The organism is Micromonospora sp. NBC_01739 (assembly GCF_035920385.1).
In the GTDB taxonomy this organism is placed as follows: Bacteria; Actinomycetota; Actinomycetes; order Mycobacteriales; family Micromonosporaceae; genus Micromonospora.
The window spans coordinates 739,185-756,767 of sequence record NZ_CP109151.1 but is presented as its reverse complement, the minus strand read 5'-3'; the positions used below and the strand labels follow the sequence as shown (position 1 = coordinate 756,767).

Annotated in this window: 17 protein-coding genes; 4 read left to right on the top strand and 13 right to left on the bottom strand. The window is 70.2% G+C overall.

The window, feature by feature from the left end; all coding sequences use genetic code 11:
- Positions 1 to 34 precede the first annotated feature (34 nt).
- Genes OIE53_RS03380 through OIE53_RS03370 form a run of 3 tightly spaced genes read left to right on the top strand, consistent with a single transcriptional unit; the run spans position 35 to position 4,819 of the window.
- Positions 35 to 1,153: a LacI family DNA-binding transcriptional regulator gene (locus tag OIE53_RS03380; protein WP_327025091.1), complete on the top strand. Its 1,119-nt coding sequence runs from the start codon at positions 35 to 37 to the stop codon at positions 1,151 to 1,153.
- Positions 1,154 to 1,193: 40 nt separating this feature from the next.
- Positions 1,194 to 3,425, top strand: a complete 2,232-nt coding sequence (gene yicI / locus OIE53_RS03375; protein ID WP_327025090.1) for an alpha-xylosidase — start codon at positions 1,194 to 1,196, stop codon at positions 3,423 to 3,425.
- Positions 3,422 to 4,819 (top strand): GH1 family beta-glucosidase, encoded by a 1,398-nt coding sequence (locus OIE53_RS03370; protein ID WP_327025089.1) that lies wholly within the window; start codon positions 3,422 to 3,424, stop codon positions 4,817 to 4,819. Before yicI ends, OIE53_RS03370 begins: the two co-directional genes overlap by 4 nt.
- Before the next feature lie 165 nt (positions 4,820 to 4,984).
- Here the strand turns inward: OIE53_RS03370 and OIE53_RS03365 are convergent, their stop codons facing one another.
- From OIE53_RS03365 to OIE53_RS03330, 8 genes are all read right to left on the bottom strand, one after another.
- Complete coding sequence (locus OIE53_RS03365) at positions 4,985 to 5,578, bottom strand: nucleotidyltransferase family protein (RefSeq protein WP_327025088.1); 594 nt, start codon at positions 5,576 to 5,578, stop codon at positions 4,985 to 4,987.
- Positions 5,579 to 5,768: 190 nt separating this feature from the next.
- Positions 5,769 to 6,812, bottom strand: coding sequence for a hypothetical protein (locus OIE53_RS03360; RefSeq protein WP_327025087.1), 1,044 nt, complete (start codon positions 6,810 to 6,812; stop codon positions 5,769 to 5,771).
- Positions 6,809 to 7,306, bottom strand: a complete 498-nt coding sequence (locus OIE53_RS03355; RefSeq protein ID WP_327025086.1) for a SigE family RNA polymerase sigma factor — start codon at positions 7,304 to 7,306, stop codon at positions 6,809 to 6,811. Before OIE53_RS03355 ends, OIE53_RS03360 begins: the two co-directional genes overlap by 4 nt.
- Positions 7,307 to 7,432: 126 nt before the next feature.
- Positions 7,433 to 9,109: a bifunctional 3'-5' exonuclease/DNA polymerase gene (locus OIE53_RS03350; RefSeq protein WP_442791373.1), complete on the bottom strand. Its 1,677-nt coding sequence runs from the start codon at positions 9,107 to 9,109 to the stop codon at positions 7,433 to 7,435.
- Positions 9,110 to 9,176: 67 nt separating this feature from the next.
- On the bottom strand, positions 9,177 to 9,566 hold the full coding sequence (locus OIE53_RS03345) for a hypothetical protein (RefSeq protein ID WP_327025085.1): 390 nt from the start codon (positions 9,564 to 9,566) through the stop codon (positions 9,177 to 9,179).
- 27 nt (positions 9,567 to 9,593) lie between these two features.
- A complete protein-coding gene (locus OIE53_RS03340) occupies positions 9,594 to 9,974 on the bottom strand; it encodes a hypothetical protein (RefSeq protein ID WP_327025084.1) in 381 nt (126 codons plus the stop codon).
- 192 nt (positions 9,975 to 10,166) lie between these two features.
- Positions 10,167 to 10,907: an isocitrate lyase/PEP mutase family protein gene (locus OIE53_RS03335; protein ID WP_327025083.1), complete on the bottom strand. Its 741-nt coding sequence runs from the start codon at positions 10,905 to 10,907 to the stop codon at positions 10,167 to 10,169.
- Positions 10,904 to 11,566 (bottom strand): hypothetical protein, encoded by a 663-nt coding sequence (locus OIE53_RS03330; RefSeq protein ID WP_327025082.1) that lies wholly within the window; start codon positions 11,564 to 11,566, stop codon positions 10,904 to 10,906. Before OIE53_RS03330 ends, OIE53_RS03335 begins: the two co-directional genes overlap by 4 nt.
- A 64-nt stretch (positions 11,567 to 11,630) precedes the next feature.
- On the opposite strand from OIE53_RS03330, the gene OIE53_RS03325 reads away from it, so the two are divergent.
- Positions 11,631 to 12,332, top strand: coding sequence for an ArsR/SmtB family transcription factor (locus OIE53_RS03325; RefSeq protein WP_327025081.1), 702 nt, complete (start codon positions 11,631 to 11,633; stop codon positions 12,330 to 12,332).
- Between the two features lie 51 nt (positions 12,333 to 12,383).
- Here OIE53_RS03325 and OIE53_RS03320 read toward each other — a convergent pair whose 3' ends face one another.
- The 5 genes from OIE53_RS03320 to OIE53_RS03300 form a co-directional block, all read right to left on the bottom strand.
- Positions 12,384 to 13,334 carry a carbohydrate ABC transporter permease gene (locus OIE53_RS03320; RefSeq protein WP_442791372.1) on the bottom strand — a complete coding sequence of 317 codons (951 nt, stop codon included), beginning with the start codon at positions 13,332 to 13,334 and terminating at the stop codon, positions 12,384 to 12,386.
- 13 nt (positions 13,335 to 13,347) lie between these two features.
- Positions 13,348 to 14,289, bottom strand: a complete 942-nt coding sequence (locus OIE53_RS03315) for a carbohydrate ABC transporter permease (protein WP_327025079.1) — start codon at positions 14,287 to 14,289, stop codon at positions 13,348 to 13,350.
- A gap of 29 nt (positions 14,290 to 14,318) precedes the next feature.
- Positions 14,319 to 15,722 carry an N-acetylglucosamine/diacetylchitobiose ABC transporter substrate-binding protein gene (gene ngcE, locus OIE53_RS03310; RefSeq protein ID WP_327025078.1) on the bottom strand — a complete coding sequence of 468 codons (1,404 nt, stop codon included), beginning with the start codon at positions 15,720 to 15,722 and terminating at the stop codon, positions 14,319 to 14,321.
- A gap of 64 nt (positions 15,723 to 15,786) precedes the next feature.
- On the bottom strand, positions 15,787 to 16,749 hold the full coding sequence (locus OIE53_RS03305; protein ID WP_327025076.1) for a MurR/RpiR family transcriptional regulator: 963 nt from the start codon (positions 16,747 to 16,749) through the stop codon (positions 15,787 to 15,789).
- 387 nt (positions 16,750 to 17,136) lie between these two features.
- Positions 17,137 to 17,580, bottom strand: a complete 444-nt coding sequence (locus OIE53_RS03300) for a hypothetical protein (protein ID WP_327025075.1) — start codon at positions 17,578 to 17,580, stop codon at positions 17,137 to 17,139.
- Between the last annotated feature and the right edge of the window lie 3 nt (positions 17,581 to 17,583).

The window sequence follows — 17,583 nt, the reverse complement described above, 5'->3', positions numbered from 1 at the left end:
ACGGTGGCCGGGCTCATCGGGGGGAGGTGATGCGATGGCGACCATGCACGATGTGGCTCGGCTGGCCCAAGTGTCGGTGAGCACGGTGTCGTACGTGTTGACCGGGGCCCGGCCGATCTCCCAGGCCACCCGGGACAAGGTGCTGGCCGCGATGGCGGAGCTGGACTACCAGCCCAACGCCATGGCCCGCGGGTTGGCCAGTCGGCGCAGCCGGATCCTCGGTCTGCTGCTGCCGATGGACGAACGTGGCCTGGGTGCCACCGAGACCGCCTTCGTCACCGGCGCGGCGGCCGGTGCCAGCGCGGCCGGCTACCACCTGGTGCTAGCCCCCATCGGGGTCGGCGACCGCGACGAACTGCGCCGGCTGGCCAGTCAGCGGATGCTCGACGGGGCGCTGCTGATGGAGGTGCAACTGCACGATCCGCGGGTGGAGGTGCTGCGGGAACTCGACATCCCGCTGGTGCTGATCGGGCGTACCGCCGACACCACCGACCTGTCGTACGTGGACATCGACTTCGACCGGACCGTGGCCGAAGCGGTCGGTCACCTGGTGGACCTCGGCCACCGGCGGATCGTCTACGTCAACCACTCCGCCGACGCCATCGCCGAGGGGTACGGCCCGGCCCTGCGTACCCGCGATGCCTTCACCGCCGCGATGGCCGCACACGGTCTGGAGCCGCTGATGATCCCCACCCAGGACAGTGCGGCCGGCGGGCGCCGGGCCCTGGCCACCGCCCTGTGCCAGGCACCGGACCTGACCGCGATCCTGGCGATGAACGAGAGCGCGGTCTTCGGTCTGCTGGGCGAACTCCACAGCCGTGGGCTTAGCGTGCCGGACGACGTCTCCGTGGTCTCGATGGTCACCTCGCCGCAGGTGGCCGAACTGGCCACCCCGGCACTGACCGCGATGAACTCGCCCGGGACGGCGCTGGGCCGCATCGCCATCGAGATGCTGCTGCGGCAGGTCGACGGCGGTGACCGGGAGATCCACCAGCAACTGCTGCCGTGCGCCCTTCAGGTACGCGGATCGAGCGGCCCACCGCGTACCGGAGGCGGCAGGGTGGCGGACCCGCGAGCCGGCGGCCGCCGACGGCCCGGTGCGGACGACGACACCGCGGCCCGGCGTCGTGCGGTGACCCGACGCGGGCCCTGACGAAGAACCGGCCCGACACTCATCAGGCAGGAGCCGACAAGTGAAGTTCACCGACGGGTACTGGCAACTGCGTCCCGGCGTCACCGTGCTGCGACCCGGCGCGGTGGAATCGGTGGAGCCGGACGAACGCTCGTTCACCGTCTTCGCGCCCATCGGCCGGATCACCGGTCGGGGTGACACCCTCAACCGCCCGGTGGTCACCGTACGCTTCTTCTCCCCCGCCCCCGGGGTGGTCGGGGTGACCGTCGGGCACCACCATGGTGGGCTGCCCAAACAGCCCCGCTTCGCCCTGGCCGAGACCACCGACCACCCGGTGCAGGTGGAGGTGACCGGGCTGAGCGCCCGGTTGACCACCGGGGAGCTGACCGTGCGGGTGGCGTTGACCGGGCCCTGGCAGGTCGACTTCCTGCGCGGCGACCGGCTGGTCACCTCCTCCACGGAACGCAGCATCGGGGTGGTCACCGACGCCGAGGGCGGCAAGTACGTGCACGACCGGTTGACCCTGGGGGTCGGCGAGACGATCTACGGGCTGGGTGAGCGCTTCGGGGCGTACGTCAAGAACGGTCAGACGGTGGAGATCTGGAACGCCGACGGTGGCACCGCCAGCGAGCAGGCGTACAAGAACGTGCCGTTCTATCTCAGCAGCGCCGGCTACGGGGTGTTCGTGGACCACCCGGAGCACGTGTCCTTCGAGGTGGGTTCCGAGGTGGTGTCGCAGACCCAGTTCAGCGTGCCCGGACAGTCGCTGACCTACCACGTGATCGACGGGCCCAGCCCGAAGGAGGTGCTGCGCCGGTACACCGCACTGACCGGTCGCCCGGCCCGGGTGCCCGCCTGGTCGTACGGGCTGTGGCTGTCCACCTCGTTCACCACCTCGTACGACGAGAAGACCGTCACCGAGTTCATCGACGGCATGGCCGAGCGGGACCTGCCCCTGTCGGTGTTCCACTTCGACTGCTTCTGGATGCGGCAGTTCCACTGGGTCGACTTCATCTGGGACCCGGCCACCTTCCCCGACCCGGAGGGGATGCTGCGTCGGCTGCACGAGCGCGGCCTGAAGGTGTGCGTCTGGATCAACCCGTACATCGCCCAGCGGTCGTACCTGTTCGAGGAGGGACGGCAGGCTGGCTACCTGGTGCGCAACCCGGACGGGTCGATCTGGCAGTGGGACAAGTGGCAGGCCGGGATGGCGCTGGTCGACTTCACCAACCCCGATGCCGCCCGGTGGTACGCCGACAAGCTCAAGGTGCTGCTCGACATGGGTGTCGACTGCTTCAAGACCGACTTCGGGGAACGCATCCCGACCGAGGTGATCTGGCATGACGGTGCCGACCCGCAGCGGATGCACAACTACTACTCCTACCTCTACAACAAGACCGTCTTCGAGCTGCTGGAGGCCGAACGCGGAACGGGTGAGGCCGTGGTCTTCGCCCGCTCGGCGACCGCCGGTGGGCAGCAGTTCCCGGTGCACTGGGGTGGCGACTGCGAGTCCACCTTCGTGGCCATGGCGGAGTCCCTGCGCGGCGGGCTGTCCCTGGCCGCCTCCGGCTTCGGGTACTGGAGCCACGACATCGGCGGCTTCGAGGGCACCCCCGATCCGGCCGTGTTCAAACGCTGGATCGCCTTCGGGATGCTCTCCTCCCACTCCCGGCTGCACGGCTCCGGCTCGTACCGGGTGCCGTGGGCGTACGACGAGGAGGCCGTCGAGGTGCTGCGCCGGTTCACCCGGCTCAAGTTGAGCCTGATGCCGTACCTGGCGGCGGCGGCCGACGAGGCCCACCGGGAGGGGATACCGGTGCTGCGGCCGATGATCCTGGAGTTCCCGGACGACCCGACCACGGCCTACCTGGACCGGCAGTACATGCTCGGCCCGGACCTGCTGGTCGCCCCGGTGATGAGCGCCGACGGGCAGGTCACCTACTACGTACCGGCCGGCACCTGGACGAACCTGATGACCGGGGCCCAGGTCACCGGGCCGGGTTGGGTGAGCGAGAAGCACGGCTTCGACACCGTGCCGGTGCTGGCCCGGCCGGGCGCGGTCATCCCCTTCGGGTCGGTCACCGACCGGCCCGACTACCCCTGGGCCGACGACGTCCGGTTGCGGCTGTACGCCCCGACGCCGGGGCAACGCACCCGGGTACGGATCCCGTCGCCGGGCGACGGTCCGGGCACCGAGTTCGAGGTGCACTACCGCGACGGGACGGCCACCGCCGAGGTGGTGGCGGGAGTCTCGGCCGGATACCGCTGCGAGATCACGGAGGTGGCAAGGTGAGCGACGTACGGTTCCCCCCGGGCTTCATCTGGGGTACGGCCACGGCGGCGTACCAGATCGAGGGGGCGGCCAAGGAGGGCGGCCGGGGGCCCTCCATCTGGGACACCTACAGCCACACCCCGGGACGCACCCTCAACGGGGACACCGGTGACGTGGCGGCCGACCACTATCACCGCTGGGCCTCCGATCTCGACCAGTTGGCCGCCCTGGGTGTCCGGGCGTACCGGTTCTCGATCGCCTGGCCCCGGGTGCAGCCCGGCGGTTCCGGGCCGGTCAACCAGGCCGGGGTGGACTTCTACTCCCGACTGGTGGACCGGCTGTTGGAGCTGGGCATCCAGCCGGTGGCCACCCTGTACCACTGGGATCTGCCGCAGGAGTTGGAGGACACCGGGGGCTGGCCGGCGCGGGACACCGCCGCGCGCTTCGCGGACTACGCCACCGCCATCGTCGGGGCCCTCGGCGACCGGGTGCACACCTGGACCACCTTCAACGAGCCGTGGTGCTCGGCCTACCTCGGGTACGCCTCCGGGGTGCACGCGCCGGGGCGTACCGAACCGGCTGCGGCGCTGGCCGCCGTACACCATCTGAACCTGGCGCACGGGCTGGCCGGGCGGGTGATCCGGGAGCTGGCACCCGCCGCGCAGCTGTCGGTCACCCTGAACCTGCACGTGATCCGGCCGGCCTCGGACTCGGCCGCCGACGCCGACGCGGTACGCCGCATCGACGCGCTGGCCAACCGGGCCTTCCTCGGCCCGATGCTGGACGGGGCGTACCCGGCCGATCTGCTGGCCGACACCGCCGGGGTCACCGACTGGTCCTTCGTCCGCGACGGCGACGAGCGCACCGCGGCGGTGCCGTTGGACGTGCTCGGGGTCAACTACTACTCGACCACCCTGGTCCGTGCCTGGGACGGGGAGTCACCCAAGTCGGACTCCGACGGGCACGGCCGCTCGGCCCACTCGGCCTGGGTCGGCTCGGAGCAGGTGGAGTTCCTGCCGCAGCCCGGCCCGTACACCGCGATGGGCTGGAACATCGAGCCGGCCGGGTTGACCGAGCTGCTGCTGCGGCTACACCGCGAATATCCCGACCTGCCGCTGATGATCACCGAGAACGGCGCCGCCTTCGACGACGAGGTCTCCCCCGACGGCGCGGTCCACGACGACCGCCGCGTCGACTACCTGCGCCGCCACATCGCCGCCACCCACGAGGCGATGACGGCCGGCGCCGACGTACGCGGCTACTTCGTCTGGTCCCTGCTGGACAACTTCGAGTGGGCGTACGGCTACGACCGCCGCTTCGGCATCATCCACGTCGACTACGACACCCAGCAGCGCACCTGGAAAGACTCCGCCCACTGGTACCGCACCCTAACCACCACCAACACCCTCCCCTAACCTCCCTCACGCCCGCCCCGCCCGCCCTAGCGCGGGGCCCTCTCCCCGTCGATCTTGCACTTTCTGTCCCCGCAAAGGTGGCATTCCGCCCATCTCGGCGACCAAAAGTGCAAGATCGACGGCGCTGGGGGCGGGGTGGGGAGCGAGGGAGGGAGGAGGGTGGGGTCAGGCGGGGATGCGTTGTTCGGGGACGGAGAGGCCGTAGAGGGCCATGAGTTCGGGGGTGTCGACGCGGCTGCCGTCGGCTACGGTGTCGCAGGCGATGTCGACGATCTGGTCCTTGTGGGCCAGCAGATAGGGGCGGGCCCCGACATCGGCGCTGGCCAGGGTCGCGATGCCGGCCCAGTGACGGCGGCCGAACAGCATGGGGTAGCCGCGCAGGCCGTTGTAGGTGGCGCAGACCAGCACGTCGGGGAAGGGCAGGGCGGTCACCCGGCGAACCGCGGCGGCGGTCAACCCGGGCATGTCGACCGGCACCACCACCACCGCCTCGATCCCGTCGTCGTCGAGCCCGGCCAGGCCGGCTCGGATCGACGAGCCGACCCCGGTGCCCCAGGCCCGGTTGACCACCACGGTGACGCGGTCCAGGTCAGCGGTCTCGCGGACCTGGTCGGCCGCGGCACCGAGAACGACCACGATGGGCCGGCAGCCCGCCTCGGTCAGCGTGTCGATCATCTGGTCGACCAGGGGCTTGCCGCCCTGGTGCAGCAGGGCTTCCGGGCCGCCGATGCGGCGACCACCCCCCGCAGCGATGATCATTCCTGCGATCCGGTTCAGAGCCGGGCTCCCTCCCGTGTGGGGCGGCCTGGCCGTCCCCTTCCTACGCACACCGATTGCAACGACCGGCGAGGAAGGGAAGTCGCGGGGCAAATCGGATGAATTGGGTATCCTTCGCTAGTCGCCTTCTCCTTGAAAAGCCGGCGAAGCGTCGGACAGGCCCCGGCGGACGCTACCCGCCGATGCTCGTCGCCGGGATCAGGACGACCTGCCAGGCCCCGGTGACATGCTCGGGCACCACCTCGACGACCACCCTGTCACCGCGGCGCAGGTCGAGGTCGAAGTCACTCTTCCACTGGCCGTCGGTATCGCCGTACATCGCGGTACCGGTCGCCCGGTAGTCCCACCACTCGCCGACGGCGACCTGCACACCGGCGACCCGTACGCGCAGCAGACCGGGCGTCTGGGACACCATGTCGATCGACGTCAGCGTCGGCCACGTCAGCTCCCTACTCACCGGGCGGGTCGGGTCCTGGGGATCCGATCGGAGGATGATGGCGTTCTGGCACAGCGCCTCGCTGCATCCCGCCGGCAGATCCGTCTGGGTCAGCGGGGTGAGGGTGCCCGCCGGCCGGGGCGGCAACGGAAAGCGGTCGAACGGCATCCGCTCGCCGATGGCGAGCCCGATTTCCCCGCGCTCGGGGACCGGCACCGCCATTTCGCCCGCGTCGCCGGCCCGGTAGACACCGGTGACGGTCAGCACGACGGTGGCCGGTTGGCCGACCGTGACGCCCAGGCCCGCCCAGTCGTGCGGACGCAGGCTGCCGTCGTGGCAACTTCCCTCGGTGACGAGTTGGCCGTCAACACGTACCGTCCGCTCCACCGTGATGTCCTCGTCGACGCCGTCGCAGCGGGTGAAGATGACCAGTTCGAGGGTGGTCGGCACCACTGTCACCTCGACCCGACGCGTCGACAGCGGGACACTGCGGGCAGCCACTACGCGAGCACCGTTCGCGTACTCCGGGAATCCCTCGACGGTCGGGGTCGACGAGGGACTGACCGCAGGGGTGGGTGGCACGTCCGGACGCGTTCCGGGGACGGCCACGACGACGGCCGCCATCGCCGCCACCCCGACGGTGGCCCAGGCCGCGATCCGCCGACGACGGCGCGCAAGCACCCTGGCCCGTACGCCACGCAGCCGCACCCGGTGCGCGGCCTGCTCGACGGCATCATGGGAGCGCTCGTCGAGCACCTGCTTGAGATCGGTCAGGTTCATCGCGGCAACCCTTCCGGAGCCAGCGTCTCGTCCAGTCGCAGCTTCGCCAGCGCCCGGCTGGCCTGGCTCTTGACCGTGCCGACCGAGCAGCCGAGCATCTCGGCGACCTCCGCCTCGGCGAGGTCCTCGAAGTAGCGCAGGACGAGCACGGCCCGCTGACGGCGCGGCAGTCGTCCCAATGCGCGCCACAGCTGGTCGCGGTCGTCGAGGCCGGTCTGCGGATCGATCGTCACAGCCGCCTCGGGAAGGTCGGCGGTGGGTAGTTCTCCGCGCCACCGCCGCCGCCACCAGGAGGCGTACGTGTTGACGATGATCCGGCGCACGTACGGCTCGGGGTCGCCGTCGATGCGCCGCCACGCCTCCCAGGCCCGCGCCAGCGCGGTCTGCAACAGATCCTCGGCCAGCGACCAGTCCCGGGTGAGCAGGAAGGCGGTACGCAGCAACCGCGGTGACCGGGTCGCGACGAAGTCGTCGAAACCCTCCGGTGTGTTCAACGTGCCCGCCCTTCCCCGCAAGTCGGTCACCGGTAGTACCGGCCGCACCGGAGGAAAGGTTGCCTGGCACAGCGGCCGGGTCGTCAGCCAGGTGAAGGTGCCCCTCGGAGGGGCAGGTACGACTGCTCAGGCCGCGTCGGCGTAGGACTCGACGATCGACAGATCGAGCGGGAAGCGCACCGGAGTGTCGCCGAACAGCAGGGCGGTGGCCCGCCGACCGGCCCGCTGGACCGCCTCGGCCACCGTCTCGGCCTGCTCGGCCGGGCAGTGCACGATCACCTCGTCGTGCTGGAAGAAGACCAGCTCGGCCTCGGTGCCGGCCAGCTCGCCACGCAGCACCGCCAGCAGGGTGGAGGCCCACTCGGCGGCGGTGGCCTGGATGACGAAGTTGCGGGTGAACCGGCCCCGGGACCGCGCCGCCCGGGCCCGGGGCGACTGCGGGTCGCCGGCCGCGTCCGGATCGACCGGCCCCTCATCGGTGGCGAAACCCGCCGTGCCCGGCGGGCAGGTACGCCCCAGCCAGGAGCGCACCAACCCGCCGGCCTCACCGGTACGCGCCGCCGCCTCGACGTACCCGAAGGCCGTCGGGTAGTTGCGCCGCAACACCGCCAGGGCCGGTACGGCCGCCCCGCCGGTCTGCCCGTACATCGCCCCTAGCAGGGCCAGCTTCGCCCGGCCCCGGTCGCCGCCGAAGGCGTCCCGCGCCAGGGCCGCGTAGAGGTCCCCGGTGGCCCCTGCCCGCGCCAGCCCGCCGTCACCGGAGACGGCCGCCAGCACCCGGGGCTCCAACTGCCCGGCGTCGGCCACCACGAACCGCCAACCCGGATCGGCCACCACGGCCCGGCGGATCACCTTCGGGATCTGCAACGCACCACCGCCCCGGGTGGCCCACCGACCGGACACCACCCCGGCGGGCACGTACTCCGGTTGGAAGCGGCCGTCGCGGACCCAGGCGTCCCGCCAGGCCCAACCGTGCGCGGTCCAGATCCGGTACAGCTCCTTGTACTCCAGCACCAACGGCACCGCCGGATGGTCCACCCCGCGCAGCACCCAGGACCGGGTGTTGGGCAGGTCGATGCCGGCACGGGAGAAGGCCCGCAGCAGCTCCGCCGGGGAATCGGCATGCAACTGGCGTACGCCGAAGGCCTCCGCGATCCGGGCGGCCAGTTCGGCCAGGCGACGCGGCGGGCCACCCACCGGGGAGGGCTCTCCCAGCAGCTCGGTGAGGATGCTGTCGTGCACGTCGGCCCGCCAGGGCAGCCCGGCCGCCCCCATCTCGGCGGCGATCAGCACCCCGGCCGACTCGGCGGCCACCAGCAGACGAAAGCGACCGGGATGCCCGGTGGCCGCGATGCGGTCGAGTTGGTCGGCGTACACCCGGGTCAACGCGGTGATGTCGGGACCCGGCGGCCCGGGCACGGCCTCGAAGAGTGCGCCCTGCCCGGCCCCGGGTGGGGCGGCGGCCCGCGGCGGCGGATCGGGTGGCACCGGTGCGCCGGTCAGCCGGGCCCAGGCCGCCGCGAGGGAACGCGGCTCACCCCAGCGGCCGGCGTGGCCGAGCAGCAGGGACTCGGTCAGCTCGACGTCGTGGCAGCGCTCGACCCGGACCCCGGCGCGCAGCAGGCCGGGGTAGAGGGTCGCGCCGGAGGCCCAGACCCAGCGGGGCCGGTCCTGGGCCTCCCGCGAGGCGACGGCGGTGGCGAGGTCGGTGACGGGCTCGGGCGGACCGGCGCACCGCCCGTCGACGCGCAGCGGGCACAGCACGCCCGCACCGCCCTCCCCCGCCACCACCGCGACCAGCACACCCCCATCCTGCCCGTACCCACCGACACGCTCTGGCGCCTCGGTCCGTCCGGGCAGTGCTACGGGATCACCACACGCAGGGCTGCGTGTGGACCTTCACCTTCGTCACGATCCCGGGCCAGTACGTGTCCTGCCCGTTGCCGGGGGTGAGGCAGATGGTGAAGGGGCCCCACGGGGAGTCATGCTGCCAGCGGAAGGTGATGTCGACGTTGCGGGAGGTGTTGTTGTAGAACAGGTATCCCGGGATCTCGCCGGACCAGTCGGTGTTGGTCGTCAGGGCCGGCGTCATCCATTCGTTCCATTCGGGCCAGAGGCAGAACACGCCCTGCGGGCAGTTCCCGGCCGGCCACATTCCGTCTGACGCCTGGGCGGGGGCCGCCGAGGCGGGCGGGGCGGTGGCCAGTACGCCTGCGACGGCCGCGGCGACAGCGAGGGACTTGAGCATGGTCTTGAGCATGGTTCACCTACTTGTCGTGGTAGGGATTCACCGGCAGTTGCGCGTGTGGAAGACCACCTTCGTCACGGTCATCGGCACGTACAGGTCCGCGTCGCCAGGGGTGGCGCAGAAGGTGCCGGCGTAGGTCGTCCCCGGCAGGTGCCAGTCGATGTCGACGTTGCGGGAGGTGTAGTTGTAGAAGTTGAACACCGTGACGCTGCCGGACCAGTCGGTGGTGGTCACCAGGGAGGGAGTCGCGGTGGGGCCCTCCGGCGGGTGGTCCCAGTTGGGCCAGCCGCAGAACGTGCCCGGCACGCAGTTGCCGGGCAGATATCTTCCCCACCCCGACTCGGCGGTTGCCGCCGAGGCGGGAGGGGCCGCGACCAGCACTCCTGCCACGGCCGCGGCGACAGCAAGGGACTTCAGCACGGTTCACCTGCTTTCCGTGAGACAAATATCGATGCCTGTCGAACTTACTCGTTAAGATATTGACGAGTCAAGCACCTGATGTCGGTTCGCTCACCCTCGGCGGAAGCGTGACGACGGGGCTACGAAACCGTTACGGCGCAATGGCGGGATCCGCGCGAGCGGGATACCACCATGGCGCCGAAACGGAGTTGATCAGCCAGGCAGCCCGGACCCGGCGTTCACCTGTGCGTACGGTGGCAGGTTCGGGCGGATCGGGTGGCCGTCGCGGACGGCGGTGGCGGTGTCCACGATGGCGGCCAGGGCCGCCCGGAACAGCAGGGAGCCGGTGCTGATCCGCCGCACGCCCAGTTCGGCCAGGGCTGCGACGGTGTGCCGGTCCGGCAGGAACAGGATGTTCACCGGCACCTCGACGGCGGCCACGACGGCCGCGATGTCGGCGGGCTCGGACAGGCCGGGAACGAACACCCCGTCCGCACCGGCGTCCGCGTAGCGCCGTACCCGGCTGACCGCCTCGGCCAGATCGCCGGGACGCTGCCAGTGCGTGTCGGTGCGGGCGTTGACGAACAGCTCCGGCACCTCCCGCTTCACCAAGCGGATCAGTGTCGCGTGCTCCGCCGCCGGACGCAGGGCATCCTCGACGTTCACCCCCACCGCGCCGGCCTCGGCCACCCCGACCGCCGCGGCGACCGATCCGGTCTCGATGTCGGCGGTCAGCTGCACCGGCAACGCCGCCAGGCGGCGGATGAGCGCCAGGCTCTCGGCCTCGGTCGCGCCGACGCCGTCGGGCAGGCCGTTGGTGGCCGCGACGCCGAGACTGGTGGTGCCGAGCGCGGGAAACCCGGCCTCGACCAGAAGGCGAGCCGACGCCACGTCCCACACGTTCGGCAGGACCAACGGGTCACCGGCGCGATGCAACGCCGCGAAGCCGCTCATCGGTGTGCTCCGGCCACCAGCGCGAGAGCATGGGCGCGGCCGGGGCAACGCCGAGGACCCGCGCCGAACGCCAGGTCGCCGGCCAGGCCTACCCGGACCACCTCGCCAGCCTGGACGGTCACGCCCGCCACGGTGGTGGTGACCAGCGCCTGCCGCCTGGTTGCCGGCACCGGCGGATCATCGCGCAGCACCTCGTCGACGCGCTGGTGCCGGGTCCGGTCGATCAGGGCGACCGTGGCCTCGCACGCCTGCACGAGCACACCGATGCGGGCTGCGGTCGGCTCGTCGAAACTGCCGCCGAAGATCGCTACCAGCCGGTCCACCGCGGCGTCCGCCCGGGGCTCGTCGCCGGTGCCCGGCTGGTAGGCCTGCGCCACGTCGCGGACCAACTCCACCACGGGTTCGGTCGCCCCCAGCCGACGGGCCAGGGCCGTCACCGGGTGGACCGCACCGGCGCGGCGCAGCGAGTCCGGCGAGATCTGGTCCAGAATCGCCGTCGACAGCGCGCGCCGCCGTTCGTGCTCGGTGCCTTGGCTGAACCGGCCGACGGTGGCCCGCAGCCAGGCGACCCCGGCGCAGGCGGGCGGAACCGGTGGCACCACGAATGCCGGGTTGGTCAGCACGGCGAGGGCCGCCTCGCGGCCGTGGATCTCCTTCATGCGGCGAAGGCTACGACCGGAACCCTTCGATGAGCACCGAACTGTCGTACCCGACAATTGGCCGGTGACCTCCGCTGCTGACCTCGCCGGGCTCGCGGCGCTGCTGGCCGACGAGACCCGTGCGGGGATCTGCCTCGCGTTGCTGGACGGCCGGTCGTGGACCGCGAGCGAACTGGCCGCGCACGCCGGTGTCGCGCCCTCCACCGCCACCGCGCACCTGCATCGTCTGGTCGCCGGCGGCCTGCTCGTCGAACGGCGGCAGGGTCGACACCGGTACGTGCAGCTCGCGGACCCTTCGGTGGCACAACTGTTGGAAGATCTGGCGGCGCGTACCGAGCCGCGTCCGGCCCGCACCGGCAGTCTGCGGGCGGCCACCGCCAGCGCGGCGCTGCGCCGAGGCCGCACCTGCTACGACCACCTCGCCGGACAGATCGGCGTGGCGGTGACCGACGCGATGACCGGGCAGGGGCTGCTGGACATCGACGCTGGCTTCACTCTGACTCCCGCCGGACGGGCCTGGCTGGCCGACCTGGTCGGCTGGGATCCGGCGCAGCCCCGACCGGGCCGCCGACCGCTGGTGCGCGGCTGCCTCGACTGGACGGAACGCCGTGAGCACCTAGGCGGGTTGGCCGGCGCGAAATTGTGCGAGACGTTTCTCGACAACCGGTGGGTGGTGCGGATCGGCTCCGGCCGCGCCGTACGGCTCACCCCTGCGGGGCACGCCGCGCTCCGCGACCACCTGGGCATCACGTTCGACGATCGGTGAGCCAGCTGTCGGCCTCGGTGTCACGCAGCCCACCGACCGGGTGGGGTCTCGTTACTTGCTCACTCCGGCGGTGAGGCCGGACTGCACCTGGCGCTGGAAGACGATGTAGACGATCAGCACCGGCAGCATCGCCATGGTGACCCCGGCGAACAGGCCGGACCAGTCGGAGCGGTAGCCCTGGTTGACGGAGAGTTCGATCAGGCCCTGGGAGATGACCTGCTTCTTCGGTTCGTCCGCCACCGACTGCATCAGCAGGGTCGGCAGGTACCACTGGTTCCACTGCCCGAGGACGTTGAAGATGCCGATGCTGATCAGGCCCGGCTTGGCCATCGGCAGCATGACGCTGAAGAACAACCGGCTGTGGGAGGCCCCGTCGACCATGGCCGCCTCGGCGATCGCGTTCGGCAACGTACGGAAGAAGGAGTGCATGAAGAAGACCGTGAACGCCAACGACCAGGCCACGTAGACCAGGATCAGCATGAAGTAGCTGTTCGGGCCGAGGAAGGGCAGGGTCACCCCCATGTTGTAGACGCCCTTGAACAGCGGCACCGCGGCCAGGTAGACCGGCAGGGTCAGCCCGGACAGGAACATGTAGTAGATCAAGCGGTTGCCGGGGAACTCGTAGCGAGCCAGCACGTACGCGGCCATCGAGCCGAGCAGCATGGTGAGGAAGACGCTGCCGGTCAGCACCAGCACGGTGTTGAGGAAGAACGAACCGATCTGTCCCTCGGTCCAGGCCCGGGCGAAGTTGTCCCACTGCAACGTCTCCGGGAACAGCGACAGCGGCTTGCGGATGACCTCCGAGTCGGTCTTGAGTGCCGACATGATCACCCACAGCAGCGGGTAGACCACCATGATCGCCCAGACGGCCAGGAAGAGATGCGAGAAGCCGTTGAAGACCTTCGCCCCGGCGCCGCCGCCGACGGCGGCGGGTGGGCCCGGCGTACGGTCCGAGGGTGGGGCCTGCCCGGGCCCGGCCGGAGGGTGGGTCACCGTGCTCATCGTCGGTGTCTCCTCAGTACTCGATGCGCTCACGACGGGTGATCCGTAGCTGCAACGCGGCCAGCAGGATCGTGAAGATCGCCAGGGCCACCGCGATCGCGCAGGCGTAGCCGAACTGGCCCCGCTGGAAGGCGTTGAAGTTGATCACCGAGGCGAAGATCTCGCTGGCGTGGTTCGGGCCGCCCTGGCTGGGGGTCATGATGTAGACCAGCGCGAACATGTCCAACGCGATGAAGCCCAGATACACCCAGGCCACCGAGACGGTGTCCCGCAGCAGGGGCAGGGTGATCCGGAAGAAGGTGTGGAAGCGACCCGCGCCGTCGAGGATGGCCGCCTCGTAGATGTCCTTCGGAATGGACTGCATGGCCGCGGAGAACAGCACCATGTAGAAGCCGGCCCCGCTCCAGACCGCGATCACCAGCAGCCACCACAACACCGCCGGTACGCCGAGGAAGGGCTCCGGGTCGTACACGAAGGTGATCGGGTCGTTCTCGTCGACCAGACCGATCTTCATCAGTACGCCGTTGATCAGCCCCTGGCCGTCGGCGCGGTAGATCTGTTGCCACATCACCGCGATGACGACCAGGGACAGCACCTGCGGAAAGAAGAAGATCACCTTGTACAGGCCGGAGCCGAACACCCCCCGGATGCCGGCCTTGTCCTCGCGTCCGCCCACGTTGAGCAGGAAGGCCAGAAACAGGGCCAGCGCGATGGTGAACAGCGGCACGGTGACCAGGAAGAAGACGTTGTGCCAGAACGCCTTCCTGATCAGCTCGTCGGAGAACAACCGGAGGTAGTTGTCCAGCCCGACGAACTGTTGCCGGTCGGAGTAGCCACCCCAGTCGGTCAGCGAGTACCCGGCCGCCTGGAGGAAGGGCCACACCACGTAGAAGAGGTACAGCCCGACCGGCAGCGCCAGGAAACCCGTGACGAAACGCCCCACACCGTGCCGCATCGCCGCTCACTTCCTCGTTCGGTCGGGTGTCAGGCGTCGCGGGTCTGCTTGGTGATCGACGAGTCCTTGGCCACCTTGTCCGCGGCGGCCTGCATCTTGTCGACGAACTGCGCGGCGGTGACCCGGCCGGCCATCAGCTCCTGGGAGAGGTTCTGGCTCTCCTTGTCCAGGTCGGCGTAGAAGTTCCAGAACTTCACCGAGACCAGGTCCTTCGGCGCGTTCTTCATCAGCTCGTTGGCGCTGGCCAGCGCCGAGTCCTGGACCTTGTCGCCGGAGCCCACGGTCGAGGCCAGGGACTTGGTCAGCTCGGCGAACTTCGCCGACCCGGCCTTGGAGAGCACCGCCCGCAGGAACTCCTTGGCCGCCGCCTTGTTCGGCGCCTTGCTCGGCACCACGATGCCCTCACCGGCCCCGGCGTACACGTCGTTGGGGGCCTTGTCGGTGGCGCCCAGACCCCAGTAGTCGGAGATCTTCATCTCGAAGCCGGGCGGGATGGTCGCCGCCATCTCGTTCTTCAGCCAGGTGCCGACCTGGATGAAGGCGGCCTTGCCGTCCAGCCAGGCCTGCTGCGACTGGGTGTGGTCCAGCCGGCCGGGCAGCAGCAGCCTGTCCTTGACCAGCTTCTCCCACTGCTCCAGCGCGGGCAGCACCCCCTCGGCCCGCCAGGCGTTCTCCTTCAGGTTGTCGATGTCGATGACCGCCTGCTTGCCGGCCGACTTCCAGATGGTGGCCATCAGCGCCCAGCGCGGGTAGTAACCGTGCACGGCGTCGTACACGTACGGTGCGATGCCCTTGGCCTTGATCTTCGGGGCCAGGGCGAAGAACTCGTCGAAGGTCTTCGGCGGCGCCCAGCCCTCCTTGCTGAACAGGGCGTCGTTGTACCAGTTGCCCCAGACGGTGTAGGCGATGTTGACCACGTAGAACTTGCCCTGGAAGGTGCCGTCGGCCACGGTGCCCGGCAGCAGGGTGTCCGCAACCGTCCCCGGGCTGTCCCAGGCCGGCGCGGCCAACAGGTCGTCCAGGGGCTCGATGGCGCCCTCGTTGACCAGGGTGCTGACGTCCATCATGTCGGCGCCGGAGTTCATCACCACGTCGCTGGGGGTGGTAGCCATCTTCGGCTGCTCTTCGGTCTTGATCTTCTGGGTGGAACTCATGTTGACCGTGACGTCGGGGTGCTTGGCGCTGAAGATCGCCTGGTCTTCCTTGGCCCACTGGTCACCGAGACCACCGTTGAAGATGACCACCTTCACGGCGCTGTTCTCCTGCACCCCGAAGGGGTTGTCGTCGCTCTTCTCCCCGGCGTTGTCGTTGCTCGGGCTGGGCGTGCTGCCGGCGCAGGCGCTGAGCAGACCGGCGGCGGGGGTCACCAGGAGACCCGCGGCCGCCGCGCGGCGCAGCAGGGTCCGGCGGTCGAGTTCGGGGTTGACGGACATTCTTCGGCTCTCCTTGTGGTGTCGGGTCAGGTGAATCGGCGGAGCGGCGGCCTGGCGTCGTGGTTCAGGTGGCGGCCGCTCGCGCGGCCTTGTGCCCGTCGACGGCCTGGGCGGTACGCCGGAAGGCCGCGTGGGCACGGTCATGGGTCCGTTGGGCCACCGCGATGTAGAGCAGGTCCAACACGACCAGTTGCGGATGCCGGGCCGACAGGGCGTCCGGCCGGAAGGTGGTGGCCTGGCTGGCGGTGAGCAGCACGATGTCGGCCAACTCGGCCAGTGGGGAACGGCGGAACCCGGTCAGCGCGATCGTGGTGGCCCCCCGGCTGCCGCCCTCGGCGAGCATCTCGATGGCCTCCCGGGTCTGACCGCTGTGCGAGATGCCCAACGCGACATCGCCGGGCCGCAGCAGGGCGGCGGCGGCGAGTCCGGAGTGCACGTCGTTCCACGCCCAGGCGGCCACCCCGATGCGGTGCAGGCTGAACTGCATCTCCTCCCCGACCAGGGCGCTGCCGCTGGCGCCGAAGATGTTGACCCGGCTGGCTCCGGCGATGGCGACCGCGGCCCGTTCCACCTCGGCGAGATCGAGCAGCGCGGCGGTGTCGTGCATGGCCCGGGTGTCGGCGGCGATGATCTGCTCCAACACCCGTTCCAGGGGGTCGCCCGGTTGGATTTCCCGTCCGATGTCGACGCTCCACCCGGCCGAGCGGGCCCGGCCGGTCTCGGCGGCGATGCCCAACCGCAGGTCGGCGTAGCCCTCGAAGCCCATCGCCCGGCAGAACCGGGTCACTGTGGCCGGTGAGGTGCCGCTGCGTTCGGCCAGCTCCACGATGGTCGCCCGGGCCGCCGCCGCCGGGTCGCTGAGCACGTGTTCGGCGACCCGCCGCAGCGCCCCGGTCAACTCGTCGGCGCCGGTCCGGACCCGGGCCAGTATCCCGTCGGACGCCACTCCCAGGGCGTCCCGCCGGTCGATCCCGTCGACGTCGGCCACCGCGGCGCCCGCGGAGGTGTCCGCCTCGTGATCAACCATGGGAAGCCTTTCGGAAAAGACTGTTAACTGTTAGTGGTAAAAGTTCTTACTGAAAGCCCCTCCATGTCAAGACCGTGGGCGAAGTTTTCAAACTGTTACCAGTCGCGCAGCTCCGACCACCCCACCGCCGGCCACCACGGCGCCGCCATGACCAGCACGAACGTTGATAAGTAGATAAATACCGATGCCTCAGCCGCCTCCTGATCAACGCCGTGGCCCGCCCTCCGGATCGGAGGGCGGGCCACTTTGGGAGTTGTGGAGTGTTCTGGCACGATCATGTGGCGGTACCGGGCGTCGTAGCAGCGCGACTGGCAGTGGCCTGGACCAACCTCGGTGCGGCGGGGCCGGACTGCCGGAACTCCGCCTCAGGCACGTGCCGCTGCAGTGCTAGCCGTCAATGCTGCGAAAGGTGCTGGGCTGGCAGTTGTAGCCCTGGTAGTCGGAAGGTCCGTTGGCCTCGCAGATCACCATTCTGACCTCGTCCCCCGCGTAGACCTGAACCGGATCCCAGATGATCGACGTGCCGGAGCCGCCACCGTTGTACTTGGTGCCCCTCTGGACGCCATTGAGATACACGTACGCCAAGACCCCGTCACCGTTGGCGCACGTGTCCCTCACGATGAAGTAGTCGTCATTCATTCCACCACCGGGCGCTCCCTCGCCGTAGTCGACGAAGTCAAGGCGGCCGGCCTGGCAACCCTTGAAGCTGTCCCAGGTGGTCACGTAGTGGTCGTCGTTGGCAGCGGCGGCCGGCGAGACGGTGGCGACCAGGACGCCGACGGCCACCGCGAACACCACTGGCAGTTTCAAGGCAAGATGCTGGATCTTCATGTG